Source organism: Caproicibacterium lactatifermentans (assembly GCF_013315815.1).
Taxonomy (GTDB): domain Bacteria; phylum Bacillota; class Clostridia; order Oscillospirales; family Acutalibacteraceae; genus Caproicibacterium; species Caproicibacterium lactatifermentans.
Window position 1 is genome coordinate 825,520 of record NZ_CP046051.1, and the last position, 25,028, is coordinate 850,547.

Below are 25,028 nucleotides of genomic sequence, written 5' to 3' on the forward strand. Positions count from 1 at the left end.
CTGATTGTTGTACGACAGCAAACGGCATTTTTTACACTGCCGCATATTTTCAGATGAAAGAGGAAATTTCACACCATGTATGAACATATGACAACAGAACTACTGGATTTTTTGCAGAAAAGCCCGACCTGCTATCATGTAATAGCAAATCTGCGAACAGTGCTTATGAAGGCTGGCTACACGGAACTTTCCGAGGGGGCACATTGGTCCCTTGCGGAGGGAGGCAAATATTTTGTTGCACGCAATGAATCGTCACTCATTGCGTTCCGTGTTCCGAAAAAGGACTTTATTGGTTACCAAATAGCCGCTTCACACAGTGATTCTCCCAGTTTTAAAATCAAAGAAAACCCAGAGATGGGGGTTGAAAACGCATATGTCAGGCTGAACGTCGAAAAATATGGCGGTATGCTGTGTGCGCCGTGGTTTGACCGGCCTCTGTCTGTTGCGGGCAAGCTTATCCTGCGGAAAGGAAACCAATTTGTCAGCCGGCTTGTCAATGTCGACCGCGACTTTGTCATGATTCCGAGTTTGGCAATTCACATGGACCGCAATGCGAACAGTGGCCATGCCTATAATCCACAGAAAGATATGCTGCCGGTTTTGGGCGATTTCAGTGCTAAGGGGACGTTTATGGATTTTATCGCTGAAAGTGCCGAAGTGGACAAAAGCGCGATTGTGGGCAGCGACTTGTTCCTGTACAGCCGGACCCCCGGCACCATATGGGGTGCGCATCGGGAATTCCTTTCGGCGGGCCATTTAGATGACCTAGAGTGCGGCTACGCGGATTTTCGTGGCTTTTTGGACGCAAAGGAGAATCCAAACAGCGTTCCTGTCTTTACGATATTCGACAACGAGGAAGTCGGAAGCGGCACCAAACAGGGGGCCGATTCCACGTTCCTGTCGGATACGCTGGAGCGCATCGGTATTGCCTGCGGCCGTACAGCGGAGCAGAACCGCACGGCCATTGCTTCCAGCTTTATGATTTCCGCGGACAATGCACATGCGATGCACCCCAATTATCCGGATAGGGCAGACCCGGTCAACCGTCCCCGTATGAACGGCGGCATTGTCATCAAATACAATGCAAATCAAAAGTATACAACGGATTCCGTATCCGCCGCCATTTTTAAGGCTGTATGTGAGAAGGCAGATGTGCCATGGCAGGAGTTCCTCAACCGTTCCGATATGGCCGGCGGTTCGACGCTGGGCAATATCTCAAACGCGCATGTTTCCTTGAATACAGTTGATATCGGTCTGGCACAGCTGGCCATGCATTCCCCATATGAAACGGCCGGCAGCCAAGACCCGGCTTATCTGGCGCAGGCCATGCGCACCTTTTTCTCCATGGCTCTTCGCGAGGAGGGCCACGGTTCCTACGCACTCTGCTGAGAAGCATCAGAAAATACATAAAAAATCCCCGGCACAGCGGCCGGGGAAACAAAAACAGTGGAAAGCGCTATTCTTCAGCGCATATTTTCTGCTGCTTTTTCTTTTTGTAAGGATTTTTCTTTAGATAATCAAAGAAATGATCCGTTTCCTTTTTTACAACATCGGAAAGAGAGAACAGTGCAATCAGGTTTGGGAAAGCCATTAGGCCGTTTACAATGTCTGCCAATGTCCAGATGGAATTTAGGGCGAGGAAAGGACCTGCTGCAAGCGCAATAATGTACAGCCAGTTGTAGGCAATGATGGCCTTTTTGCTGCCGGAGGACAGGTAAGAAATGCAGCGGGTACCGTAATAGTTCCAGCCAAGAATCGTTGTAAAAGCAAACAGTGTCAGGCAAATCATCAGTAGGAAAGAGCCGACGTCCGGTGCAAAGAAAAAGGCTTTCCGGAAAGCGTTGTCGGTAACGAAGAAGCCTTCCAGTCCCTTCACTTTGTAGGCACCAGAGGAAACAATGCACAGGCCCGTGAGGTTGCAGATGATAATGGTATCAAAGAAAGTACCAAGCATGGAAACCAGTCCCTGCTGTGCAGGGAAAGCCACTTTGCCGGCGGCCGCTGCAATGGGGGAGCTGCCAAGGCCGGATTCGTTGGAAAAGATTCCGCGTGCAATGCCGTTGCGGATAGCTTCTGCCACCACAGCACCGGCAAACCCGCCGGCTGCGGCTGTTCCGCTGAAGGCACCGTGGAAGATTTGATCAAATGCGCTGCCGATGTTTGCGCCATTGTAACAAATGACATACACAGCACTAATGATATAAATCGCAAACATAGTGGGAATGATTTTAGTCGCCACAGCGGAAATACGCTTCAGACCGCCGATGATGACAAGCGCGGCCAGCAGCGTGATGACTACTGCCGCGATAACGATTGTCCAGGAATAATTGCTGCCGAAAAGGGAAACAGTGTTGGCCTTTTTCGGGTCGAAAAAGTTCTGTATACCGCTGGTAATACTGTTCATCTGCGTCATGGTGCCGATACCCATCAGACCGACCAGGCAGCCGAAAACGGCAAACAAAGCTGCCAGCCATTTGAAGCTGCCCCCGAATTTTTCTTTCATGCCGCGTTCAATGTAGTAAAATGGCCCGCCAAGGACGTGGTTGTCCTTGTCAATGCTGCGGTACCGCACCGCAAGCGTAGCCTCAGCGTATTTGGTGGCCATACCGAGACAGGCGGCCAGGACCATCCAAAACAGTGCGCCCGGTCCGCCGGCCGTAATAGCCGTGGCAACACCGACAATGTTGCCCGTGCCTACAGTTGCCGAAAGAGCCGTGCATAATGCACCGAAACTGGAAACTTCCCCTTTTCCTTTGCCTTTCCACATCATGAAATGGAACGCTTCCGGCAGATGCCGGAACTGAATCCCTTTCAGCTGAATGGTCAAGATAGCGCCGACCAGAAGAATTAGCACGATGAGTGGAATTCCCCAGATACAACTGTCAATTTTCGAAAGCCATGCGTTTAGTTCGTTTTCCATCATTCTTCCCTCCGTCAATGAAGTGCAAAATCCGCAATTTGGAATTTATTATAGCATGTTCCACACTTTATAGCAATGAAGCATGAAAGAAGAAGAACAATCTTCACGAAAAAAGTGCGCCTTTTGCCACTTTTAGGAGAAAAAGCAGCTGAAATAAACCGCGGACCGCACCAAAAGCAGGCTGTGATGCAATCGGTTTTTTCGGAGGAGAATCTGTGCTTTTTCGTTCCATACCATTCATATACTGGAAGGAGAAAGGACAACCGAACAAAGGAATGGGCCGTGCGGCCCGGAAAAAAGATACGGGAGATGGGAAGATGGTCATTTCACTTTTTCACAGACACAGGCAGGGACTGGCCGTGCTCATGCTGGCAGCGGCGGTTTTGGTAACGATGGCCGTAAAACGGGCGGATATATCGTCTGCCGGAAAAAGTTCGCCTGTTTCCAGTACGGCGGAAAGCGCACCGCCGGCATCTTCTGCGTCAGGCGCAGCCGCCAGCGGAAAAACAGCTGCGGCGGCGGCAACCGGAGGTCAGGAAATGCGCGCGGTGTGGGTGCCATATTACACGCTGGATATGTCTGGACAACAGCAGAAGGGAAAAGACGTTTTTCTGAAACACTATACGGAGATTGTACAGAATGCAAAGGCACGCGGCATGAATGCACTGGTGGTGCATGTGCGTGCTTTCAGTGACGCTATGTATCCCTCTAAGCTGTACCCGTGGTCACACTTGACTGGTTGTACACAGGGCACTGCGCCCGGATATGACCCCCTGAAAGAGATGGTGCGTATTACACACGGCGCGGGACTGCAGTTTCACGCGTGGATTAACCCGCTGCGGGTGCAGCTGGGCGCGGCGCCCTCCATTTTGGCGGAAGGCAACCCGTGGAACCGCTTTTCCAAAGATTCGGCGAAGGCCGGCTGGGCGGCCAGCTGCAAAAGCGGAAAATATTTGGACCCCGGCTGGGAGGGTGTACGGCAGTATATCGCGGACGGCGCCGCCGAGGTGGCGGCAAATTACGATGTGGACGGCATTCAGTTTGACGACTATTTTTATCCGGAGGATAGCGATGACTCGTTTGACGCTGCTTCCTACCGCGCATATTGTGCCGGAAAAAAAGCTGGGGAGGTACTTTCCCGGCAGGATTGGCGCTGTGCCAATATCAACGACCTGATTTCCCGCACATATCGCGCCATAAAAAAAAGCCGCCCGCAGGCGGTTTTTGGTGTTTCACCGCAGGGCAACTTAGAAAATGACCGAAAAATCGGCGCGGATGCGGCAGCATGGTGTCAGGCAGAGGGGTATGTGGATTATGTCTGCCCGCAGGTCTATTATAATTATAACAACCCCATTTTGCCGTATGAAAAGGCCGTGCATTCCTGGCGCAGCCTGGTTACGGCAAAAGGTGTGAAGCTTTACTTTGGTCTGGGAATGTACAAGGCGGACACCAGTGCGGACAGCGGTTCCTGGAGCGGCAGCACGGACATTATTGCGCGCCAAATAAAAACCGCGCGCGCGCAGCACTGTGATGGGTTTATGCTGTTTGCGTATGATGATATGATGGCGCCCGGCCGTCAGCAGGAGGTGCAGAATGTGATGAAGATGTTCTCTTAAAGCTGACCTGTCAGTGTGCCGCGGCAGCTGTCCTCCAGCGCTTCGGTGACCTTAACCGGCAGAATTTTTCCGGTCAGCTCTTCGGCAGAGGAAACCAGTACGGACGTGTAGTTCGGCGTATAGCCTTCCAAGGCGCCGTTTTCCCGGCGGCGCTCAAACAGGACCGGCTCAGTTCGGCCGACTTGCTGCTGTAGGAACGCGCGGCGCGTTTCCTGTGTGACGGCAATCATCTGGTGACAGCGGTTTTCTTTTTCCGACTTTTGTATTTGTCCCGGGAAATCTGCCGCGCGGGTGCCAGGACGCTGGGAGTAGGGGAAAACGTGTACTTTTGCAAAGGCTATTTCCCGGGCAAAAGCAAGACTTTGCTGGAACTCCTCCTCCGTTTCACCGGCAAACCCCACCATAATATCGGTCGTAATCGCAGCATTGGGGAACACCCGGCGCAGGTTTTGCACAATGGTCCGGTACTCGTCCGCTGTATAATGGCGATTCATGCGTCTTAGGGTAGCGTCACAGCCGCTTTGCAGGGACAGGTGGAATTGCGGACACAGCTTTTCCTGGGCGGCCAAGCGGGCGATTACTTCCGGTGAAAGCTGTTCCGGCTCCAGCGAGCCGAGCCGGACACGCTGAATTTCCGGGACAGCACAGGCGGCGTCCACGGCATCACACAGCGTCAGGCCCAAGTCCTGCCCGTAAGCCGGCAGGTTAATGCCCGTCAGCACAACTTCCCGATAACCATGTTTTCCTAACTGCGCCAGTTCCGACCGCAGGTCTTCCAGCGGTTTGGAGCGCACACGGCCGCGGGCATAGGGAATAATGCAGTAGGTGCAGAAACGGTTGCAGCCGTCCTCAATTTTTACAAAAGCACGGGTGCGCTCATAAAAATCAGTAACCTGCATTTTTTCAAAAGTTTTACCGTGCGGCTCAATATCCACAATGCGCTGGTGCGTGGAGAGGTAATTAAGGATATGCTGTGTCAGTCCGGACCGGTTGGCGTTTCCCAACACAATATCGGCATCCGCAAGGGACGCCGCCCGCTCCGGAAAAGCCTGTGGCATACAGCCGGTCAGTACCAGCACGGCGTCTGGATTTTCCCGACGGGCACGGTGCAGGGCCTGCCGAACCTTGTGGTCGCTTTGAGCGGTTACGGTGCAGGAGTTGATTAGAATGACGTCGGCTGGACCATCACATATGGTAAAACCGGCCTGTGCCAGCTGCGCCAGCATGGCTTGTGTTTCGTATTGGTTGACTTTGCAGCCAAGTGTTATGGCGGATACTTTCAAAATGAGAAACCTTCTTCTTTATATAACGTATCAATAAAAACACAGTTATCCCTGTGCGGCTTCGGCGTCCTCCACCTGCTGTGTCAGAGTTTCCCACTCCTGAAGCAGGTGGTCGTTCTCCGCCTTGGCTTCTTCCAGCCGTTTTGTCAGGTCCATAGCCTTTTCATAGTCGCTGGCGGTTGCCGGGCTGGAAAGCTGCCCGTTCAGTATTTCCATTTGCTTTTCCACTTCATCAATGTGGTCTTCCAGCCGCCGCAGCTGTGCCTTCTGTTTGCGCAGGACGGACTGCCGTGCCTTGCGCTGCTGATAGTCGTTTGTCTTTGGCTGTCCCGCTTTCTGCACTTTTTCTTCCTGCTCCTGCTGTTCTTTGCGCTGCTGCAGAAAACTGTCATAGCTGCCGGTATAGGGAATGACGCCCTCCGATGTCAGCCAGTAAATGCGGTCAGCCAGCTGATTGATAAGGTATCGGTCATGGGAGATAATAAACAGAGTCCCCTCGTACTGCTGCAAGGCACTTTCCAATGCCTCCGTTGAGGTGATGTCCAAATGGTTGGTCGGTTCGTCCAGCAGCAGAAAGTTTGCTTTTCCCAGCATCAGATGCAGCAGCAGCACACGGGCGCGTTCGCCGCCGGAAAGGGCGGAAACGGGCTTGAATACATCCTCGCCGTGAAATAGAAAAATAGCCAGAGCAGAGCGGACCTTGGTTTCCGTCATCTGCGGGTACAGATCCCATATTTCATCAATGACACGGTTCTGCATATTCAGGCCGGTCTGCAGCTGGTCATAGTAGCCAATATGTACATTGGCACCGAAACGAATCGTTCCGCTGTCCGGTTTGTATTTTCCCAACAGTGTTTTTAATAAAGAAGTCTTGCCGCAGCCGTTTGGCCCCAGCAGGAACACGCGCTCACAGCGGTGCAGATTCATGGAAACGTTGCGGAAAAGGGGACGCTTATGAAAGGACAGGGAAAGATTTTCCGCGGTCAGCACATCGTTGCCACTGCGTTCCGGCGTAGGGAAAGAGAACTGCAGGTGTTCTGCCTTTGCCTCCGGTGTAACCAGCGTACTTTCCAGACGGGCAATGGCTTTTTCTTTGCTTTCCGCTGTTTTAATGCTCTTTTCGCGGTTCCAGCGGCGCAGCTGGGTGACAACGCCCTCCAGCCGGTGAATCTCCCGCTGAGTATTTTCATACTGCCGTTCTTCCGAAAGGTCATTTAAATCTTTCTGTTCCTGAAAGGCAGTGTAGTTGCCTTTATAGGTAGTTAGGTGCCCACTGTGCATTTCAAAAATGCGTCCGCACAGCCGGTCAAGGAAATAACGGTCATGAGAAATGACGATGAAGGCACCGTTCCAGCTGCGCAGAAAGTCCTCCAGCCACTCGACGCTGGTGATGTCCAGGTGGTTGGTCGGTTCGTCCAACAGCAGCAGATTCGCACCGGAGAGCAGCATTTTTGCCAGCTGCAGCTTTGCCCGCTGACCGCCGCTGAGCACCCGAACCGGCTGCCCCATTTGCTGGTCAGTAAAGCCCAGCCCCAGCAGGGCGCTGCGTGCCCGTGCACGGCAGGTAAGTCCGCCGCCCTGTACGAAACGGTCATTCAGCGTGGTTTGCCGCTCAATCAGCTTCTCGGTGGGGTGGGCGGTTACGGCGTTGTTTAGTTCATTTAGTTCGGCTTCCATTTTCAGCAGGTTGGAAAATACGGTTAATACCTCGGCGTAGGCGGTGTGGTCCAGGTCGCGGCAGACGTGCTGTTCCATATAGCCGAGAACCGTATTTTTCGCCTTGTAAAAGTTGCCCGCGTCGGGTGTATATTCACCGGTCAGTGTTTTAAACAGCGTTGTTTTGCCGGAGCCGTTGACGCCGACCAGCCCAATATGGTCACTCTGCTGTACCTCAAAGGATACATCCTGAAAGATGACATTTGTTCCAAAGCTTTTTTCAAGGTTGCTTACGCCAAGTAGTGCCATGCTTTTTTCGCTCCAATATGTATTTTGAATCTGTTTTTCAAATGATAAAAGAGAACAATATGTACAGGCCCAATAGGGCCTATCTTTGTTATTATACTGAAACCTGTCGGTAAAAGCAAGTTTACAGCATTCCTTTCAGCTGTTCTATCGTTTGTTCTTCTTTCCGGATAAGGTTCTCGGCCAGCGTGCGTGCGTTGCTGTTTGATTTTGGCATATCGTTCAGGCACTGCTGCAGGCTGATAATACCCATTCCCGTACCCTGCACCATCATTTCCGCAATGTGTTCGGCGGAGCTGTCCGCCAGCGTGTTCATCTGCACGCCGCTCCACAGCATGGCTTTCTTCATAGGGCCGGTTTCATTTTTCGGCTCTTCACCATTTTCCTCCAGCATCTGCCGGGCTTTGTAGCCGGTCTGTTCATAGGTTTTGCGCTGTGAAAAAAGCTGTGTGCGCATTTGGTCGTCATGCACTTTTGGCAGCAGCAGATTTACGGCTTCCTGTCCCATAGAGCATACTTTGCAGATTTCATCTAGTATTTCTGTGTTTTCTTCCGGCAAAATAATCGCCTCCCGTGTTTATTCTGCCCGCTGCGGGGCAGTTTAATCTGGACGGAAGACCTTTTCCTGTGGTATAATAAACAATGTCTAAATATAGGTAAAAGAGCTTTGCAAAAATCATTTATGAAAAAAATATTGCTAATCGCCACGGGGGGCACCATAGCTTCCCACAAAACAAAAGATGGGCTGACACCGTCCCTTACATCGGAGGAACTGCTTCACTATGTACCCAAAACGGCGGAATTTTGTCAGGTGGATACCCAGCAGATTCTCAGCCTGGACAGCACCAATATCCAGCCGCGGCACTGGCTGCTGATGGCTCGCACTGTGCAGAAATACTATCGGGAATACGACGGATTTGTCATCTGTCACGGTACCGATACCATGGCTTATACAGCGGCGGCGCTGTCTTATCTAATTCGTGACCCGGACAAACCGGTGGTCATTACCGGCTCTCAAAAGCCCATTGATGTGGATGTAACCGATGCCAAAACAAATTTGGAGGACAGCCTGCTGTGGGCCTGCAGGGGAAGCGGCGGTGTGTGCATTGTGTTCGGTGGAAAGGTCATTGCCGGAACCAGAGCGCGCAAAAGCCGCACCAAAAGCTACAATGCCTTTTCCAGCATCAATTTTCCGGACCTCGCGGTTATTCGGGACGGAAACATCATCCGGTATATTTGTCCACAGCCGGCCAAAGGACCGTTCTTTTCCAGCCAGCTGGACAGCAGTGTTTCTGTGCTGAAACTGACGCCGGGCCTTTCGGAGGAAACGTTTGCGGCGGTTGGAAACCTGTGTGACGGGCTGATTGTGGAAAGCTACGGTGTCGGCGGTATTCCGGACCTGTATTCCTGCGCACTGGAACGCCTTACCCGTGATGGAAAAATCGTCGTTGTAGCCACACAGGTTGCACATGAGGGCAGCGACATGGCGGTGTATCGTGTCGGCCATGTTGCCAAGAAACGCTTTGGCCTGCTGGAAACGTATGATATGACGATAGAGTCCACCGTGACCAAACTGATGTGGGTGCTTGCCCAAACGCATGACCTGCAGGAAGTACAGCGGCTGTTCTACCAAACCATCAATTATGACGTCCTCTGGGTGCAGTGATTTTTTCTGTACCTGCTTCAACATAGAAAACCAGCACTTGCTTTGATTTGACAAGAAAAAACAGGGGGTGCTCTTTTGCAAGTAGGAATTTCGACTGCGTGCCTGTATCCGGCTTTGCTGGAAAAAAGTTTGGCGGCACTATTGGAGATGGGGTTTCGGCATTTCGAGTTTTTTTTCAATACATTTAGTGAGCTGCAGCCAGCGTATGTGCGCAGATTGTCCCATATGATGCAGCAGTACGGTGCAACCGCGAAAAGCGTGCATCCGTTTACTTCCGGATACGAAAGTTTTTTGCTGTTTTCCGGGTATGAAAGACGCTTCGATGACACACTGGAGTTTTACAAGTCTTATTTTGAGGCGGCTAATCTTTTGGGTGCGGACCTGCTGGTTCTGCATGGTCAACGGCTGGAACGGCAAAGTGATATGACACAGGAAGCGTATTTCGAGCATTACCATAAACTGCTGGAAACCGGCCGCTCGTTCGGTGTGACCGTTGCGCAGGAAAATGTGAACCGCTTCCGCAGCAGTGACCCGGCATTTTTAACGCAGATGCGGCAGTATCTGCACGATGACTGTGCCTTTGTGCTGGACATCAAACAATCCGTGCGGGCAGGGTACAGCCCGTTTCAAACCTGTGCGGCCATGGGGGAGCAGCTGGTACACGTACACATCAATGATAACTGTCCCGGCAGGACTTGCCTGCTGCCCGGATTTGGCCAAATGGATTATCACAGGCTGCTGCATCAGATGGCACGCCAGAATTTCCAGGGTGATTGTATGATGGAGGTTTATCGGTCCAGCTTTCACCGAAAAGAGGACCTGCTGCAGGCAAAGCAGACAACGGAGCAGCTGCAGAAGGAATATGAGCAGCTGACGGCTGTACCGTGCGCCTGCAGTTCGGAGAAAACGGCGGATACCCCCGCGGCGGGGGCGTGTTCCTACTGACAGAGAGGGAGAAAGAAACATGAAATGCCCGTACTGCGGTTATGATGAAAGCAAAGTAATTGATTCCCGCCCAACGGACGAGGGAGAGCGCATTCGCCGGCGTCGGGAGTGTATGAAGTGCGGTAAGCGTTTCACAACCTATGAAGTCATTGAAACGGTGCCACTGATTGTCATTAAAAAAGATAAATCCCGTGAAGTATTTGACCGTAGCAAACTGCTGCGCGGGCTGCTGCGTGCCTGCGAGAAGCGTCCGGTTTCTCTGGCAACACTGGAGCATCTGGTGGATGAAATTGAAGCAAAGCTGCAGAATTCTTTGGACAGGGAAGTGGAGTCCTCCCAGATTGGTGAATATGCCATGGAAAAGCTTAAGGATATTGATGAAGTGGCCTATGTGCGGTTTGCTTCTGTTTACCGTCAGTTTCAGGATATCAACACGTTCATGGACGAATTAAACGACATCCTTCGTACCCGTCAAAAAAAGCGGAAAACGGACAATAATAAAAAACAGTAAAAAAGAACTGCCGCAAGCATTCCATTTTTGAAATGGATGCCGCAGAGCAGCTTTTTTATTGCTTGATTTTGATGGATAATTATAAGATGTTCTGCAGCAGTGGAAATTCGCTTTCCTGCAGATTTCGTGCCAGTGTTTCTCCCCGTGCGCATTCGCTTTCAAACTGGCCGGGGTTGTCACACTTTGACAGGTCCGGCAGGGTGGCAAGCGTTTGGTCAATTACCTCCAGACGGGAGTGCGGCTGAAATGTGCATAAAATCTGGTGGTCTTTTTCCCATTCTTCAAAGGCTTTTTTGCTGAGTGTATATGCCTTTTGTGTGTCGCCGGTTTGGGCTGCATGATCCGCTTCCTGCAGTGTTTTCGTCAAGTCGTTGGTCAATGTCTGTGTTGTTCTCCGTCCGGCGGAGCACAAAGCAAGGGATACGGCAAACAGTACGGCGCCAACTACCATCCGCTTCATACGCATTTCTCCTTTGGTATGATTTGATAATCACCTTTTGTATTGGCCGTCATAATGAAAATATCTTCTGCACGCACATTCTGGTGCCGCAGGGTTTCCTCCAGCCATTTTTCGCTTTTTCCGCACACCTGCAGGGAAGTGTTGCTGACTACGCCATCACTGACGACAACGGTTTCAATGCTGGGGTTCGGTACGGCAATACCCAGCATTCCTGCCGTGGGCTGCTCCTTGTCCGGCTTTTTAATAATACTTATGCGTCCGTCTGTTTCCACGATGGCATAGGCAACATCTTTCAGGGAAAAAACGTTTTTTTCACGCAGTTGTTCAAACAGGTCTTCTGTTGTCAGGCGCAGCTTGCGCATTTCGGACTGCTGAACAGTGCCATCATCAATAATCACAATGGGTTTGCCGCAGATGAGTTTTCGGAATTTTCCGCTTTTCATCATAGACCAAGAAGTAAAAAGTTCGCATACAACCAGAACCATAATGGGCAGAACACCGCTGACCAGTGGCTGTCCGCTGTCCTGCATAGGAATGGCGGCAATATTGGAAATCAACAGTGTTACCACCAGCTCGCTGGTTTGCAGTTCACTTATCTGCCGCTTGCCCATCAGCCGAACGGCCGCAATAATCAGGATATACAATAAAAGAGTGCGGATGAACGAAATCGTCATGTTTTATCACCGGCAGTAGTATGCGCAGAAATGTGTGCGGCCATACACCAAGCCGAAACAGAAAAGAATCCGGTACCCGATTTTCATCGGATACCGGATTCTGTATTCTTCTAAAAGCCGAACTCAGTCACTGCTGAACGGCAGCAGTGCGAGATGACGGGCACGCTTGATGGCAATGGTCAGCTCACGCTGATGACGGGCACAGGTGCCGGTCACACGACGAGGCAGAATCTTTGCACGCTCGGAAATGAAGCGGCGCAGCTTTGCGACATCTTTGTAGTCGATATGCTCGACCTTATCAATGCAGAAGCTGCAAACTTTGCGGCGGCCCTTGCGTCCACCGCGGCGATTATCTCTATCAGCCATAATACTGGTAACCTCCTTAAGTTAAAGTAAAAGAACAGTCAAATTTCCTTAGAACGGCAGGTCGTCGTCATCAGGAAGCGGCTGAAAGTCGCCGGTGTCGCCGCTGGAATAGGCCGGAGAGGCCGGTGCGGCGGCAGGGGCTGGTGCTGCAGGTGTGCTGGCAGCCGGTGCAGGCTGCTGATAAGAGCTTTGTCTGGGTGCAGGGGCAGCGGCACCGCCATAGGTACCGGATTCCCGCTTGCCGCCGCAGAACTGGACGTTATCAGCAACGACCTCGTACCGGGTGCGCTTGTTGCCGTCACGGTCCGTATAATTGTCCACATGCAGGGAGCCCTGAATGGCAATCATGGAACCTTTGCTGAAGTAGCGGCAGATAAATTCCGCCGTCTGTCTCCACGCAGTCACGTCGATAAAGTCCGTCTGCTTTTCTGCACCGGACCGGGAGTAGTTGCGGTCTACCGCAATGCGGATGCTGGTTACAGCAACATCATTCGGTGTGTGGCGCAGCTCCGGGTCTGCCACCAGACGGCCCATTAAAACAACAACGTTTAGCAATTCACGCACATCCTTTCTTTACAGCGGCTCAGTCTTCCTTGCGGATGATGAGGGAACGCAGCACGCCGTCCGTGATTTTATAAACACGGTCCAGCTCAGCTGTAAAGGCCGGTGCGCTGGTGAAGTTAATCAGCACATAATAGCCTTCTGTTTCCTTGTCGATTTCATAAGCAAGTCTGCGCTTGCCCCATTCGTCAACTCCATCAACCGTGCCGTTCGCGGCAATCAGGTCCTTGAACTTTGTTACCAGTGCAGCGGTGTGCTGCTCGTCCAGCTTGCTGGAAAGGATAAATACGGTTTCATAGGCTTTGGTTTTGTTTTCCATTGATAAAAGCACCTCCTTTTGGACTTATGGCCCCGGAAATATCCCGGGGCAAGGATATGTCAGTCAAAACAGACTAACAAAACTAGTATAGCAGAAACGGCTTGTCCCGTCAAGATGAATCTTATGGGACAAGCCGTTTCTTGTTTAGAAAATATAATCTTTATAGGTCCTTGGCAATGCCTTTCAGATAAGCGCGAAAATCCTCGCCGATTTCCGGATGCTGCAGGCCAACTTCCACCTGTGCTTTCAGAATTCCCAGTTTATTGCCCATGTCATAACGCTTGCCGGTGAATTCCACAGCAACCATACCCTGAGAACGTGCCAGGGTACGCATGGCGTCCGTCAGCTGAATCTCACCGCCCGCTCCGGGAGGTGTCTGGTCAAGGATATCAAAAATTTCCGGCGGCAGGACACAGCGGCCCAAAATGGAGTACAGGCTCAGCACTTTGTCAGGGGTGGGCTTTTCAATCATATCGGTACAGGAGAAATAGTTGTCATGCAGCGGCTCTACCTTCAGGGAAGAGTACTTGGAGATATCCGCCGGTGACACTTTGTTTACGCCCAGCACGCCCTTGCCAAATTCCTCATAGGCACGAATCAGCTGGCCGCAGGCGGGGTCTTTGCCGATAATCACATCGTCCCCGTACAGCACGGCAAACGGCTCGTTCCCGACGAAGGAACGTGCACGGCTGATGGCGTGTCCCAGACCGCGGGTCTCTTTCTGGCGGACGAAATAAAAGTTTGCCAGATGCGCGATGTCTGTTACTTCCTTCAGAATGGCTTCCTTCTGCGGTCCGCCATTCTTCAGCTTTTCCTCCAGTTCCGGTACACGGTCGAAATGGTCCTCAATCAGGCCCTTGCCACGGTTTGTCACAATGAGAATGTCGGTAATGCCAGACCGGACCGCCTCTTCTACAATATATTGGATAGCGGGCTTGTCTACGATCGGAAGCATCTCTTTGGGCATACTTTTGGTTGCGGGCAGAACACGGGTTCCCAGACCAGCCGCAGGAATAACTGCTTTGGTGATTTTCATATATTTCAACTCCTGTTAAAAAAAATAGAAAAGAATCCACAATATAAAAAGTATCTTTTGCCGCTGAATTTCCACTACATCAAGAAATAGATGGAATTGGAGGCAATCAGGGAACAGACCAGCGCGATGGTTAGCCAGACGATGCTGACGCCGCCCTTTTCCTGATACTGAATCATAGCTTCATTTTCGTCGGTGGCGGATGCGTCAATTTCCTTGACAATGCCAACACAGTGTTTTCGATACATCTTATTGGCGGTACAGCCGATAATAATGTGAATGACCAAAACGGCAATCGGCATGATTTCTGGCAGGAAGAACAGGGCCTGTTGTCCGGCAGGAAGCTGCATCACCTTACCGGCTACCTGATACATTTGCTGCATGGACAGGGATGTGGTGCTGGAAAAGCCCAGACTGTTCATAATCTGAAGCAGAAGTGGATTGGAAAAGCGGGCAGTCAGGAATTGGCCTGTTATCTCCAGTGCCAAAACAATGACAGTCAGAATGGCACCCAGCCGGTACAGTTTGCGGTACAGCATCCATGCACCGCCCAGCAGGAAAGCGGCAAAATTGAAACGCCGTTTGTGGAATTTCACCGCGTTGACAAATACAGGAAGATAGTAGCTGGTGTTGCTCTGTACAACCTTCGCTACTTCTCCGGCTTTTGCGCCGTTGATTGATTCATCCGGACTGACGCCGGCCATGGGGTCAAAGACAAAGGGCATTTGCCCATAAGGCCAGCCGTTCGGCGGTGTCTGCCCATAGGGTGTCTGCCCCGGCCGCTGACCGGTCGGTCCCTGCCCATACGGCGGCACAGCGCTGTTGTCTGTGCCGCCGTTTTCCACTGCACGGGGCAGCGGTGTGCCGCAGTGCTCACAAAACAGAGCGCCTGCTGCATTGCTGTGACCGCAGTGCGGGCAGCGGAGTGCTTCTCCGTCAGTCTGCTGGTCCTGCGGCGGCTCCCAGGACCAGCCGCTGCCGTGTTTGTCTTCAAAAAGGCAGTGACCGACCTTTTGGTAACAGGCGCGGTGGTAGGGAGCACCGCATTCCGGGCAGACAACAATATCATCTTTTGGAAGAAAAGGCTTGCCGCATACGGGGCATTTTGTTCCACTCAAGTCGGTCATGTTTATATCCTCCCATATCATAATGGTACCATTTACCTACTGCAACTATCGCAGTATCCATATTATTGTATCGGTTTTTGTGACATACTGCAAGTTTTTACGGTGAAGTTTTAATTTCTATTCACAATTTCTTTCTGCTTCTTCAGTTCGTGAATTCTGCGGCCAGCTGCGCATTCCCAAAAGACACTGCGGCGTTTCCTTTACAATTACGGGGGAATCGCTTATAATAATACCATTATTAAAGTAAAAAAATGTTACGGCTGTATGATGGTCCTGTGAAAAGCGGCGACAGCCCTGCGGCGGGGCAGACAAAATGCTGCGACAATTATAACGCATTCTTTTAGAAAGTAGGATGGAAACGGTATGCTGCAATATGAAGAACTCAGACAAAAGTTAAACGATATGCTTCCAGCGCTGAATGACCTGGAGGACGCCCTGGGCCTCAAAGCCATGCACAACGAAATTGAGGAGCTGGACATGAAGGCGAGCGAACCGGGTTTCTGGGACGACATGGAAAGGTCACAGAAAATTCTGCAGCGTTCCGCACACCTGAAAGATAAAATCAATTCCTATGAAAAGCTGCGCAGCAAATGGGACGACGCCATGACACTGTGTGATTTGGCTGATGAGGAAAACGACCTTTCTCTTCTGCCGGAAGCGGAGAATACGGTCAAAGAGCTGGAGGATGCTTTGGAGCAGCAGCGTCTGCAAACATTGCTGACCGGCGAGTATGACACTAAGAATGCAATCCTTACGTTCCACGCGGGCGCAGGAGGTACGGAAGCACAGGACTGGGCGGAAATGCTGTACCGAATGTATACACGCTGGAGTGAGCGCCACAGCTTTAAGGTTAAGCTATTGGATTATCTGGACGGCGAAGAAGCCGGCTTGAAGAGTGCCAGTATTCTGATTGAGGGCGAAAATGCGTACGGATTCCTGAAAGGGGAGAACGGCGTTCATCGTTTGGTGCGTGTTTCTCCATTTGACGCTTCCGGCAGACGGCACACATCGTTTGCATCTGTAGAGGTTATGCCGGAAATTGATGACACCATCAAAGTGGATATTGACCCTGCGGATATTAAAATGGACGTTTATCGTGCCAGCGGTGCCGGCGGACAGAAGGTCAACAAGACCAGCTCCGCTGTCCGTCTGACGCATATTCCCACGGGTATTGTGGTTGCGTGTCAGGTGGAACGCAGCCAGTACCAAAACCGTGATGTGGCTATGCGTATGCTGAAAAGTAAGCTGATGGAAATTAAAGAGCGTGAGCACCTGGAAAAGATTGACGATATTAAAGGTGTGCAGAAAGAAATTGCATGGGGTTCCCAGATACGCTCCTATGTCTTTATGCCGTATACGATGGTAAAAGACCACCGCACCAATTACGAAACCGCCAACGTGAATGATGTCATGGACGGCAATCTGGATGGATTCATCAATGCTTATCTGAAGGCATTGAGCCAGAATGAACTGAACGCTGCGGCAGGCAGTGAATCCTAAGTACCTATTTTATAAATAAAAAAAGGCTGCTGGAAGGGTAAAACTTCCGGCAGCCTTTTTGCGGTTTTCAGCGGTGCTTCATTTGTCTTACATCGTTTCCTACGAAAGGAATACAGGTATAGCTGCCAATGACACGGGAGGAGAACCGCTCGGTGTAATATTCAGTTAATTCTTTTAAAGAAAGGTTTGTGCTGATGATAACGGGCTTTTCCGTCAGCTGGCGGGAATTGATGATATTATAGATAGCGGCAACGGTAAAACTGCTCCGGAACTCTGTGCCCAAATCATCCAGAATCAGCAAGTCACAGTTTAAAAGGCTGTTCATGGTGTCACCTCTGCTGCGGCCAAAGTGTTCGTCCTGCAGCTTTTTCAGCAAGTTCTCGGCGGAACCGTATACCACGCCAAAGCCCCGCTCGGTTACCCGGCCGGCAATGGCAAGGGATAGGTGTGTTTTGCCAAGGCCGGTTTTGCCGGTCATCAATAGACTTTCTGTGGTGTGCGCATTGAAAGTTTCGGCGTATTTTCGGCAGTATAAAAAAATGCGTTCCATCATTTGCTGGGGGGAGCTGCCGTTTATTTGGGGCGTTTCCGGATAATAAGAAACGTCAAAGCTTTCAAAGCTGCACAGTTTCAGCGGGGTGTCCGCGTTCAGTCGGCGCAGCGCTTCTTCTTTTAGCAGTGATTTCATGCAGCGGCACATTCGTCCGTCTATATTGCCGCGGTCCTGGCACAGGGGACAGTGATAGTGCGGCTCCAAATCCGCCTCTGTCATGTTTTGCTGTGCCAGCAGCGCCCGCAGTTCTTCCCGCAGCGCATGGCTGCGGCGGCGCAGCTGCTCCAGATTCTGACGAACATCTCCGCCGTGCAGAACAGCTCGTGCGGCGGCGGTGCCCGCGCGGCTCAGTTTCCGGTCGATTTCCTGTGCACGCGGCTGTACCCGATACAAGTCTGCCCGGCGGCGCTCCGCTTCCTGTTCTGCGTGCAGGCGGCGTGCTGCCAGAATTTCATTTGCAGCATCATAAACGGCACGATCATATCCCATCAGCGTCCGCCTCCTGTAAATTTCAGCATGCTTTCTTTTTCGTAGGCGTCAAGGTCAAAAGAGGGCTTGTTTGCATCCTGCCGGTTTTGGCGGTGCTGGCTAGTTTCGGCTGCGGCCTGCTCGGCAGTGGAAATTCCTTCCCGGTGCCAGCGTTCCAGAATTTTGTTGACATAGCCGGGCCGGAACGCACCAATGGCATCTACACAGCGGTCATACGCCAGCTTCAACATTGGTGCGGGGAAGTGCCACTGCAGTACCCAGCTTTCCGCGTATTTCTTTTCCCGCTCGGTCGGGGCACGTTCCGGCAGGCCCATTGCCTGCTGTACGGTGCTCCATGCACGACTGAGGTCCGTCATTTTTTGCAGGCGCTGTTCTGCCTGCAGATGTGTCGTAATGCCTTCATCGGCCCAGTTCAGCGCGACCTTATCAATATAGTGCATATTGCCCTTGCCGCTGCTGGCGGCGTACTGCACCAGCATTAGGATAACATCGCACGGCAGTCCGTAATTGTCGTGGATAAGCAGCAGGCTGCCCATGTCAGAAGCGGACAGCGTATGTCCTAAAATTTGTTCAGTGTCCAGCATCAGGCATTGCAGTGCCTTGTTTTCTTCCAGCCGTTTGCTGACGAAGGCAGGGCCGGGACGTTCCGGACGAGGCAGCGGTGAAAAGTGTGCCACCGGTGCGGAAGCGGGCGCTTTCTGCGGGACAGGGGAGGGAGCGGGCTTTTCTTTTTCCGTCTGCTGTTTCATGCCGGATGCCTGCAGCTGCAGCACACCGGTTTCCTGCCAATAGGAGAGTGCGTCGCGGGCATCCGCGGGGCTTACCCCCAGTGCCTGGGACAGGTCTTTATCGGAAAAAGAGGCGCCGCCCTGCCGCAGAACCCAAAGAAGTGCTTTCAGCTGTACACTGCCGGCAAGCTTTAGGTTCTGGTCCACCACGGCCGTCGGCACAGCAAACACACTGTCCCAAATCCCGCTTTTTGTCTGATACTGCATGGAATCAAGCCTCCATTAACAAAGTCATTTCTTGTAGCATTATTATAACATAACATTTCCCCGTGGCAAATACCCCGTGGCAAATACAATGAAAAGCGGCGGGCAGCATATCCGTGAAAAATCTTTGAATTTTTTAAAAAAATTGATAGAAAGATGTTGACAAATTCAAATTGCTGTAGTATTATACTACTTGTTCAGTGCGAATGTAGCTCATTTGGTAGAGCGCCACCTTGCCAAGGTGGAGGTAGCGAGTTCGATCCTCGTCGTTCGCTCCAGGCTTTTGCCGCGTATCTGGTTGGTACGCGGCTTCTTTTTGCCCGGTTTTCATTTTCCGCCAAGTGTGCTATAATAAATTTTACCTGTAGAAAAAGGCGGATTTTCGGGCACCCGGACACTTTTTTCTGTAGTCCCTACTATCCCGGCTGCTGCGGGGTAGATAAAAGTAAAATGAGGTATGACAAATGGATACAAGAAATGACATTCGCAATGTTGCAATTATCGCCCATGTTGACCACGGCAAAACGACGCTGGTCGACCAGCTGCTGCGGCAGAGCGGTGTTTTTCGAAGCAACGAAGAGGTCGAAGAACGTGTCATGGACTGCAACGACTTGGAAAGAGAACGCGGCATTACAATCCTTTCTAAGAACACGTCCGTCATGTATAAAGATATAAAAATCAATATCGTGGATACTCCCGGCCATGCCGACTTCGGCGGCGAAGTGGAACGTATTCTGACGATGGTCGACGGTGTTCTGCTGCTGGTAGATGCCTTTGAAGGCTGTATGCCGCAGACTCGCTTTGTTCTGAAAAAGGCACTGGCTCTTGGCAAAAAGCCAATCGTTGTTGTCAACAAGATTGACCGTCCCGGCGCCCGCCCTGCAGAAGTAGTAGATGAAGTGCTGGATCTGTTCATTGAACTGGGTGCCAACGACAACCAGCTGGACTTTCCGGTGGTTTACACTTCTGGCCGTGACGGCTATGCAGTTAATGACCCGGAGGAAAAGGGCGTCGATATGAAGCCGCTGTTCGACGCAATCCTTAAGTATATTCCTGTACCGAAGGGTGAACTAAATGGCCCGGCACAGGTTCTGTTTAGCAATATTGACTATGATGATTATGTGGGCCGTATCGGCATTGGCCGTGTGGAACGCGGACAGATTAATGTAGGTCAGATGATGACGCTGTGCCACCGCGACGGCACAACACACACCGAACGTGTTACCAAACTGTATCAGTTTGAGGGCCTGAAGCGAGTAGATGCAGAAACCGCGAAGATGGGTGATATTGTTGCCGTCTCCGGTATGCCGGACCTAAACATCGGAGAAACAGCCTGTGACCCGGAGCATTTGGATATGCTGCCGTTCGTCAAGATTGATGAGCCGACCGTTTCTATGATGTTCATGGTCAACAATAGCCCCTTCGCCGGCCGGGAGGGCAAATTTGTCACTTCCCGAAACCTGCGCGACCGTCTGGCCCGTGAAATACAGACCAACGTGGCTTTGCGCGTAGAAGAAACTGATTCTGCGGATACCTTTAAAGTTTCCGGCCGTGGGGAGCTGCACCTGTCCATTCTCATTGAGGAAATGCGCCGTCAAGGTTATGAGTTCCAGGTTTCCAGCCCAACGGTTATCTATAAAGAAATAAACGGCAAGCGCTGTGAGCCTATGGAACTTTTGATGATTGAAGTACCGGACGATTATGTCGGCCCTGTTATGGAAAAGCTCGGTTCCCGCAAGGCAGAACTAGTGAACATGGGCACACGTGACACCGGCATTACACACATGGAGTTCCGTATTCCGGCCCGTGGCTTGATGGGCTATCGGCAGGAGTTCCTGACCGATACCAACGGCAACGGCATTATGAATAGTGTGTTCGACAGCTATGAGCCGTACAAGGGCGAAATCGTTGTGCGCAACACCGGCAGTTTGGTTGCCTTTGAAAACGGCACTACCACCGGCTATGGCCTCTGGTATGCACAGGACCGCGGCCGTCTGTTCATCGGACCTGGCGTGGAAGTATATGAGGGTATGATTGTCGGTTCCAACCCAAAAAATGAGGACATTGCCGTTAACGTCTGCAAAAAGAAGCACGTTACCAACACCCGTGCCGCTGGTTCTGATGAAGCACTGAAGCTGACACCGCCGGACAACCTCAGCCTGGAACAGTGCCTGGAATTCATCCAGGACGATGAACTGCTGGAAGTCACTCCCAAGTCCCTGCGTATGCGCAAAAAGATTTTGAACAAAGAACAGCGCATGAAGAACCTGAGCAAGAAGAAATAACGCCTGCGCAGAAGGAAATCTTATGAAACCAATCGTCATTTTGGACTTGGAGTGGAACGGCACTTACAGCAGGCGACTGAAAGGCTTCATCAATGAAATCATTGAGTTTGGTGCGGTCAAGGTGGACGATAGCCTGCAGAGGATGGACACATTTTCTATGTTGGTTCGTCCGCAGGTCGGCAAGAAAATCAGCGAGAAAATTGCGGAACTTACCAGCATTACGGACGAGGACCTGGAGCACGGCGGCCGTTTTATGCAGGTGGTCAGCCGATTCCGCCGCTGGGCAGGTGACTGCCTGCTCATGACGTGGGGCACCTCCGATATTCAGGCGCTTATTGAAAACTGCCGTTACTTTAATGGCAGTGACCGCATTCCGTTTCTGGAAGAATATGTGGACCTGCAGGCGTACTGTGAAAAGTGCCTTTCCTATAAAAAAGGACAGCAGATAGGCCTTTCCACTGCGGCGGAGATGCTGAACATCAGCGAGGAAACGTTTGACCACCACCGTGCACTGGACGACAGTCTGCTTTCTCTGCAGTGCCTGCGGAAGCTGTATCGGCCTGACCGTATGCGGCCTTTTGTGCAGAATGCCCGCACAAAAGATTTTTATGACCGTATGGAATTCCGCACGGTTATTCTGTGCGATTTGGATAACCCGCTTGTGAAACAGACAAATATGGATTTTGATTGTCCGGTTTGTGGGGCGGCTGCCCAGCGGCAGACGGCATGGTCGCTGCACAACAAAAGTTTTCACGCAGTGTTTCACTGCTCTGTATGCGGCAGAGCTTTTCACGCCCGTATGCAGTTTAAGCTGAAATATGAGGGACTTTCTGTGCGTAGGACTACGCATTTGCTGCAGCTGAAAGAGAATGCAGAACATACGGAGAAATCCAATGACCTGAACGGTACGGAATCATTATAAGATAATATCTGCCCCCAAAAAAGCTGCCATATGGCAGCTTTTTTACTGCCTTGCTTTTCTTGGGGTAGAATGGTAAACTGACAGGCATAGAAAATGAATACAGGAGGAAACGATGAAAACTGCCGGTAATATGCTTTTGTCCAAAGTAAATGGCGTTCCATTTTTACAACTGTCTTCCTTTCGGGAACAGCCATGGCTGCACCATGCCTTTGCCACACGGCAGGGCGGCATCAGCAGCGGCATTTACGCTACCATGAATCTCGGCTTTGGTCGCGGCGACACAGATGCAAACGTACTGGAAAATTACCGCCGGTTCTGTGCGGTGGCCGGTTTTTGTGTGGAGGACCTTGTGGCTACTGCACAGACACATAAAACCGAGGTCCTGCGGGTAGGCCAAAAAGACCGCGGGGCGGGTATCTTGCGGTCCAAACCATGGCATGACATTGACGCACTGATTACCAACGAACCGCATGTTGCGCTGTGCGTTTATGGCGCGGACTGTGTACCGCTTATGCTGGCGGACCCGGTGCACCATGCCATTGGTGTAGCACACGCCGGTTGGCGCGGTACCGCAGCCAACATGGCGGGCACTGTGGTGGCTGCGATGCAGCAGGCCTTTGGCACGAATCCCATTGACCTGCTGGTTGGCATTGGTCCCTCTATCGGTCCCTGCTGCTTTGAAGTAGACGAGCCGGTTGTAAAGGCATTTCTGGCGAACCCGCTGCTGTTCCCACAAGACTGCATGACGGAAAAGGGCGGCGGCAAATGGAACATTGACCTGTGGGAGGCGAATGCCCAGCTGCTGCGCAGTGCGGGCGTACAGAAAATAGAAAAGGGAATGCTCTGCACCCATTGTCATCCGGATTTGCTGTGGTCCCATCGGGCAACCAATGGGAAGCGCGGCGGTATGTGCGGTATTCTTTGTATTACGGAGGCGCTTTCCTAATGGCACAAAAGAACGGCTGTGATCTTTGCCCGCGGCACTGCGGTGCGGAACGTACGGAAAGCGCTGGAAACGGATACTGCGGCATGGGAACGCTGCCGGTGGTGGCACGTGCGGCACTGCATTATTGGGAAGAACCGTGCATCAGCGGAAAGAAGGGGAGCGGTGCTGTCTTCTTTACCGGCTGTTCGCTGCAGTGTATTTTCTGCCAAAATCATCAAATCAGTACCGAACGCGCTGTTGGAAAGCAGCTGACGCCGCGGCAGCTGTCTGATGTATTTTTCCGGTTGATTGACGCGGGGGCACTTAACATCAATCTAGTCAGTGCCGCGCATTTCGTACCGGCCATTGTGGAGGCGCTGTCTATTCGGCCGCTGCCAGTGCCGGTTGTGTACAATTCCGGCGGCTATGAAACGCTGGAAACATTGAAAATGCTGGATGGGCTGGTGCAGATTTATCTGCCGGACTATAAATACGATGATGTGGAGTTGGCACGATGCTTTTCCGGTGCATCGGACTATGTGGATACGGCCCGTGCCGCCATTTTGGAAATGGCCCGTCAGACCGGTCCCTGTCAATTTGACGGCAATGGCATTTTGCAGCGAGGGACGATTGTCCGGCATTTGCTGCTGCCGGGGCATACCCGGGATTCTCTCGCGGCGCTGGATTGGCTGGCGAAAAACCTGCCGGATGGCACACGGGTCAGCCTGATGGGACAATATACGCCCTGCGGCAAAATTGCCGATTATCCGGAACTGAACCGCCGTGTGACTGCCCGCGAGTACAATAAAGTACAGCAGCATTTGTTCGACCTCAATTTAAACGGCTATGTGCAGGAACTATCTTCTGCCCAAAAAGAGTATATCCCGCAGTTTGACTTAACGGGTGTGTAAAATATCTTTTAGAAACAGCATAAAGTAAAAGTTTCCCCCGTATGTAAGAAAGAGGGGGGGATTGCGACATGAATTTTATTCGGTACCGGATACACCGTGCGGCCACTACACTTGTGGCGGTTGCCGTTGTGCTGGCAGCGGCGGGCTGCCTGCATACTTCCGGCACAGTGCAGACGTCAGCGGTACCGACAAAGCTGACGGCGTCCGGTGTGCAGCTGCCGATTTTAATGTATCACAGTATGCTGCCGCCGTCTGTTCTGCGCGGCAAGTATATTGTTTCGCCATCCCTTTTTGAGAAAGATTTGCAGTATCTACAAAAAGAGAAATACACGACGGTTACCATGCAGAACCTGCTGGACTATGTTCATGGGAAAGGGGATCTGCCACAGAAGCCGATTATCATCAGCTTTGATGACGGCTACTATAACAACTACAAATATGCTTATCCGCTGCTGAAAAAGTATCATATGAAAATGATTTTTTCGCCTATTGGCATCTGTACGGAACAGTACAGCAAAGGGGACAGTGACCATTGGACATATTCCCATGTGACGTGGAAAGAATTGGACGAGATGCTGAAAAGCGGCACGACTGAAGTGCAGAACCATACTTATAACCTGCACCATGACCGCAAAAGCGGCCGGCTGGGTGTCAGTAAGCGCCGCAGTGAAAGTGTTGCTGACTATCAGAAAATGCTGCGCGGTGACCTTTCCTATATGCAGGACCTGATGTATCAGCATACAGGCGTGCATATGAACACCTTTGTCTATCCGTTTGGCGCCATGAGTGAGGCCACCGGGGACGTGATCCGTTCGCTCGGCTTCCAGGCGACCATGACCTGCACGGAGCATATTAATGTTATTACACGGGACCCGGAGTGCCTATATGGTTTGGGCCGTTATCTGCGCCCGCCGGACATCACGCCGGAACAGTTTTTTGCCAAAAAGATTCTTCCGGCGGGGCAAAAGCTGAAATAAAAAAGGTACTCTTCCTACAGTGCAGTTGTGG

At 51.6% G+C, this 25,028-nt stretch carries 24 protein-coding genes and 1 tRNA gene; 12 read left to right on the forward strand and 13 right to left on the reverse strand.

Annotated features, from left to right (window positions below):
* Window positions 1-75: 75 nt before the first annotated feature.
* Window positions 76-1,389, forward strand: a complete 1,314-nt coding sequence (locus GJQ69_RS04035) for a M18 family aminopeptidase (RefSeq protein ID WP_086035955.1) — start codon at window positions 76-78, stop codon at window positions 1,387-1,389.
* Window positions 1,390-1,456: 67 nt separating this feature from the next.
* Here GJQ69_RS04035 and GJQ69_RS04040 read toward each other — a convergent pair whose 3' ends face one another.
* Window positions 1,457-2,920, reverse strand: coding sequence for an alanine/glycine:cation symporter family protein (locus GJQ69_RS04040; protein ID WP_174193030.1), 1,464 nt, complete (start codon window positions 2,918-2,920; stop codon window positions 1,457-1,459).
* Between the two features lie 317 nt (window positions 2,921-3,237).
* Here GJQ69_RS04040 and GJQ69_RS04045 point away from each other — a divergent pair, with 317 nt between their 5' ends.
* The gene (locus GJQ69_RS04045) at window positions 3,238-4,536 is read left to right on the forward strand and encodes a glycoside hydrolase family 10-like protein (protein WP_157658944.1); all 1,299 of its coding nucleotides are present in this window, start codon (window positions 3,238-3,240) and stop codon (window positions 4,534-4,536) included.
* On the opposite strand, the gene mtaB is transcribed toward GJQ69_RS04045, so the two are convergent.
* The 3 genes from mtaB to GJQ69_RS04060 form a co-directional block, all read right to left on the reverse strand.
* The gene (mtaB, locus tag GJQ69_RS04050; protein ID WP_086035953.1) at window positions 4,533-5,819 is read right to left on the reverse strand and encodes a tRNA (N(6)-L-threonylcarbamoyladenosine(37)-C(2))-methylthiotransferase MtaB; all 1,287 of its coding nucleotides are present in this window, start codon (window positions 5,817-5,819) and stop codon (window positions 4,533-4,535) included. The genes GJQ69_RS04045 and mtaB overlap by 4 nt on opposite strands.
* 45 nt (window positions 5,820-5,864) lie before the next feature.
* Window positions 5,865-7,784 (reverse strand): ABC-F family ATP-binding cassette domain-containing protein, encoded by a 1,920-nt coding sequence (locus GJQ69_RS04055; RefSeq protein ID WP_086035952.1) that lies wholly within the window; start codon window positions 7,782-7,784, stop codon window positions 5,865-5,867.
* Between the two features lie 121 nt (window positions 7,785-7,905).
* Window positions 7,906-8,340, reverse strand: a complete 435-nt coding sequence (locus GJQ69_RS04060) for a hypothetical protein (RefSeq protein ID WP_174193032.1) — start codon at window positions 8,338-8,340, stop codon at window positions 7,906-7,908.
* A gap of 123 nt (window positions 8,341-8,463) precedes the next feature.
* On the opposite strand from GJQ69_RS04060, the gene GJQ69_RS04065 reads away from it, so the two are divergent.
* The 3 genes from GJQ69_RS04065 to nrdR all read left to right on the forward strand — a co-directional run bounded on the left by GJQ69_RS04065 (window position 8,464) and on the right by nrdR (window position 10,903).
* Window positions 8,464-9,447 (forward strand): asparaginase, encoded by a 984-nt coding sequence (locus tag GJQ69_RS04065; protein ID WP_174193034.1) that lies wholly within the window; start codon window positions 8,464-8,466, stop codon window positions 9,445-9,447.
* A 75-nt stretch (window positions 9,448-9,522) separates the two neighbouring features.
* The gene (locus GJQ69_RS04070; protein WP_236849735.1) at window positions 9,523-10,392 is read left to right on the forward strand and encodes a sugar phosphate isomerase/epimerase family protein; all 870 of its coding nucleotides are present in this window, start codon (window positions 9,523-9,525) and stop codon (window positions 10,390-10,392) included.
* Window positions 10,393-10,411: 19 nt separating this feature from the next.
* The gene (gene nrdR, locus GJQ69_RS04075) at window positions 10,412-10,903 is read left to right on the forward strand and encodes a transcriptional regulator NrdR (RefSeq protein WP_086035949.1); all 492 of its coding nucleotides are present in this window, start codon (window positions 10,412-10,414) and stop codon (window positions 10,901-10,903) included.
* A gap of 79 nt (window positions 10,904-10,982) precedes the next feature.
* On the opposite strand, the gene GJQ69_RS04080 is transcribed toward nrdR, so the two are convergent.
* The 7 genes from GJQ69_RS04080 to GJQ69_RS04110 all read right to left on the reverse strand — a co-directional run bounded on the left by GJQ69_RS04080 (window position 10,983) and on the right by GJQ69_RS04110 (window position 15,443).
* Entirely contained in the window at window positions 10,983-11,363 is a 381-nt protein-coding gene (locus GJQ69_RS04080) for a DUF4363 family protein (protein ID WP_157658943.1), read from the reverse strand.
* Window positions 11,360-12,037: a DUF421 domain-containing protein gene (locus GJQ69_RS04085; RefSeq protein ID WP_086035947.1), complete on the reverse strand. Its 678-nt coding sequence runs from the start codon at window positions 12,035-12,037 to the stop codon at window positions 11,360-11,362. The genes GJQ69_RS04080 and GJQ69_RS04085 overlap by 4 nt, the downstream gene beginning before the upstream one ends.
* 123 nt (window positions 12,038-12,160) lie before the next feature.
* Window positions 12,161-12,403 (reverse strand): 30S ribosomal protein S18, encoded by a 243-nt coding sequence (rpsR, locus tag GJQ69_RS04090; RefSeq protein ID WP_086035946.1) that lies wholly within the window; start codon window positions 12,401-12,403, stop codon window positions 12,161-12,163.
* A gap of 48 nt (window positions 12,404-12,451) precedes the next feature.
* Entirely contained in the window at window positions 12,452-12,958 is a 507-nt protein-coding gene (locus GJQ69_RS04095; protein WP_086035945.1) for a single-stranded DNA-binding protein, read from the reverse strand.
* Between the two features lie 28 nt (window positions 12,959-12,986).
* A complete protein-coding gene (gene rpsF, locus GJQ69_RS04100) occupies window positions 12,987-13,283 on the reverse strand; it encodes a 30S ribosomal protein S6 (RefSeq protein WP_086035944.1) in 297 nt (98 codons plus the stop codon).
* Between the two features lie 160 nt (window positions 13,284-13,443).
* Window positions 13,444-14,319 (reverse strand): UTP--glucose-1-phosphate uridylyltransferase, encoded by an 876-nt coding sequence (locus GJQ69_RS04105; RefSeq protein ID WP_086035943.1) that lies wholly within the window; start codon window positions 14,317-14,319, stop codon window positions 13,444-13,446.
* Between the two features lie 74 nt (window positions 14,320-14,393).
* Window positions 14,394-15,443, reverse strand: a complete 1,050-nt coding sequence (locus GJQ69_RS04110) for an RING finger protein (protein WP_086035942.1) — start codon at window positions 15,441-15,443, stop codon at window positions 14,394-14,396.
* A gap of 363 nt (window positions 15,444-15,806) precedes the next feature.
* On the opposite strand from GJQ69_RS04110, the gene prfB reads away from it, so the two are divergent.
* The gene (prfB, locus tag GJQ69_RS04115; protein WP_174193036.1) at window positions 15,807-16,943 is read left to right on the forward strand and encodes a peptide chain release factor 2; all 1,137 of its coding nucleotides are present in this window, start codon (window positions 15,807-15,809) and stop codon (window positions 16,941-16,943) included.
* Window positions 16,944-17,010: 67 nt separating this feature from the next.
* Here prfB and GJQ69_RS04120 read toward each other — a convergent pair whose 3' ends face one another.
* Together GJQ69_RS04120 and GJQ69_RS04125 are read right to left on the reverse strand one after the other, a co-directional pair.
* Complete coding sequence (locus GJQ69_RS04120) at window positions 17,011-17,985, reverse strand: ATP-binding protein (protein ID WP_174193038.1); 975 nt, start codon at window positions 17,983-17,985, stop codon at window positions 17,011-17,013.
* Window positions 17,985-18,980 carry a DnaD domain protein gene (locus GJQ69_RS04125; RefSeq protein WP_086035938.1) on the reverse strand — a complete coding sequence of 332 codons (996 nt, stop codon included), beginning with the start codon at window positions 18,978-18,980 and terminating at the stop codon, window positions 17,985-17,987. Before GJQ69_RS04125 ends, GJQ69_RS04120 begins: the two co-directional genes overlap by 1 nt.
* A 199-nt stretch (window positions 18,981-19,179) precedes the next feature.
* On the opposite strand from GJQ69_RS04125, the gene GJQ69_RS04130 reads away from it, so the two are divergent.
* The 6 genes from GJQ69_RS04130 (at window position 19,180) to GJQ69_RS04155 (ending at window position 24,997) form a co-directional block, all read left to right on the forward strand.
* Window positions 19,180-19,255 (forward strand) — tRNA-Gly (locus tag GJQ69_RS04130).
* Between the two features lie 186 nt (window positions 19,256-19,441).
* A complete protein-coding gene (typA, locus tag GJQ69_RS04135) occupies window positions 19,442-21,262 on the forward strand; it encodes a translational GTPase TypA (protein WP_086035937.1) in 1,821 nt (606 codons plus the stop codon).
* 22 nt (window positions 21,263-21,284) lie between these two features.
* Window positions 21,285-22,184: a 3'-5' exonuclease gene (locus GJQ69_RS04140; RefSeq protein ID WP_086035936.1), complete on the forward strand. Its 900-nt coding sequence runs from the start codon at window positions 21,285-21,287 to the stop codon at window positions 22,182-22,184.
* A 112-nt stretch (window positions 22,185-22,296) separates the two neighbouring features.
* The gene (pgeF, locus tag GJQ69_RS04145; RefSeq protein ID WP_174193040.1) at window positions 22,297-23,130 is read left to right on the forward strand and encodes a peptidoglycan editing factor PgeF; all 834 of its coding nucleotides are present in this window, start codon (window positions 22,297-22,299) and stop codon (window positions 23,128-23,130) included.
* Window positions 23,130-24,020, forward strand: a complete 891-nt coding sequence (locus tag GJQ69_RS04150; protein ID WP_086035934.1) for a radical SAM protein — start codon at window positions 23,130-23,132, stop codon at window positions 24,018-24,020. The genes pgeF and GJQ69_RS04150 overlap by 1 nt, the downstream gene beginning before the upstream one ends.
* Window positions 24,021-24,088: 68 nt before the next feature.
* The gene (locus tag GJQ69_RS04155) at window positions 24,089-24,997 is read left to right on the forward strand and encodes a polysaccharide deacetylase family protein (protein WP_086035933.1); all 909 of its coding nucleotides are present in this window, start codon (window positions 24,089-24,091) and stop codon (window positions 24,995-24,997) included.
* The last annotated feature ends 31 nt before the right edge of the window (window positions 24,998-25,028 follow it).

Coding starts and splice junctions, on each gene's coding strand:
- GJQ69_RS04035 (WP_086035955.1), top strand. CDS start 76: ATGTATGAACATATGACAACAGAACTACTGGATTTTTTGCAGAAAAGC.
- GJQ69_RS04040 (WP_174193030.1), bottom strand. CDS start 2,920: ATGGAAAACGAACTAAACGCATGGCTTTCGAAAATTGACAGTTGTATC.
- GJQ69_RS04045 (WP_157658944.1), top strand. CDS start 3,238: ATGGTCATTTCACTTTTTCACAGACACAGGCAGGGACTGGCCGTGCTC.
- GJQ69_RS04055 (WP_086035952.1), bottom strand. CDS start 7,784: ATGGCACTACTTGGCGTAAGCAACCTTGAAAAAAGCTTTGGAACAAAT.
- GJQ69_RS04065 (WP_174193034.1), top strand. CDS start 8,464: ATGAAAAAAATATTGCTAATCGCCACGGGGGGCACCATAGCTTCCCAC.
- nrdR (WP_086035949.1), top strand. CDS start 10,412: ATGAAATGCCCGTACTGCGGTTATGATGAAAGCAAAGTAATTGATTCC.
- GJQ69_RS04080 (WP_157658943.1), bottom strand. CDS start 11,363: ATGAAGCGGATGGTAGTTGGCGCCGTACTGTTTGCCGTATCCCTTGCT.
- GJQ69_RS04085 (WP_086035947.1), bottom strand. CDS start 12,037: ATGACGATTTCGTTCATCCGCACTCTTTTATTGTATATCCTGATTATT.
- rpsR (WP_086035946.1), bottom strand. CDS start 12,403: ATGGCTGATAGAGATAATCGCCGCGGTGGACGCAAGGGCCGCCGCAAA.
- rpsF (WP_086035944.1), bottom strand. CDS start 13,283: ATGGAAAACAAAACCAAAGCCTATGAAACCGTATTTATCCTTTCCAGC.
- GJQ69_RS04105 (WP_086035943.1), bottom strand. CDS start 14,319: ATGAAAATCACCAAAGCAGTTATTCCTGCGGCTGGTCTGGGAACCCGT.
- GJQ69_RS04110 (WP_086035942.1), bottom strand. CDS start 15,443: ATGACCGACTTGAGTGGAACAAAATGCCCCGTATGCGGCAAGCCTTTT.
- prfB (WP_174193036.1), top strand. CDS start 15,807: ATGCTGCAATATGAAGAACTCAGACAAAAGTTAAACGATATGCTTCCA.
- GJQ69_RS04120 (WP_174193038.1), bottom strand. CDS start 17,985: ATGGGATATGATCGTGCCGTTTATGATGCTGCAAATGAAATTCTGGCA.
- GJQ69_RS04125 (WP_086035938.1), bottom strand. CDS start 18,980: ATGCAGTATCAGACAAAAAGCGGGATTTGGGACAGTGTGTTTGCTGTG.
- typA (WP_086035937.1), top strand. CDS start 19,442: ATGGATACAAGAAATGACATTCGCAATGTTGCAATTATCGCCCATGTT.
- GJQ69_RS04140 (WP_086035936.1), top strand. CDS start 21,285: ATGAAACCAATCGTCATTTTGGACTTGGAGTGGAACGGCACTTACAGC.
- pgeF (WP_174193040.1), top strand. CDS start 22,297: ATGAAAACTGCCGGTAATATGCTTTTGTCCAAAGTAAATGGCGTTCCA.
- GJQ69_RS04150 (WP_086035934.1), top strand. CDS start 23,130: ATGGCACAAAAGAACGGCTGTGATCTTTGCCCGCGGCACTGCGGTGCG.
- GJQ69_RS04155 (WP_086035933.1), top strand. CDS start 24,089: ATGAATTTTATTCGGTACCGGATACACCGTGCGGCCACTACACTTGTG.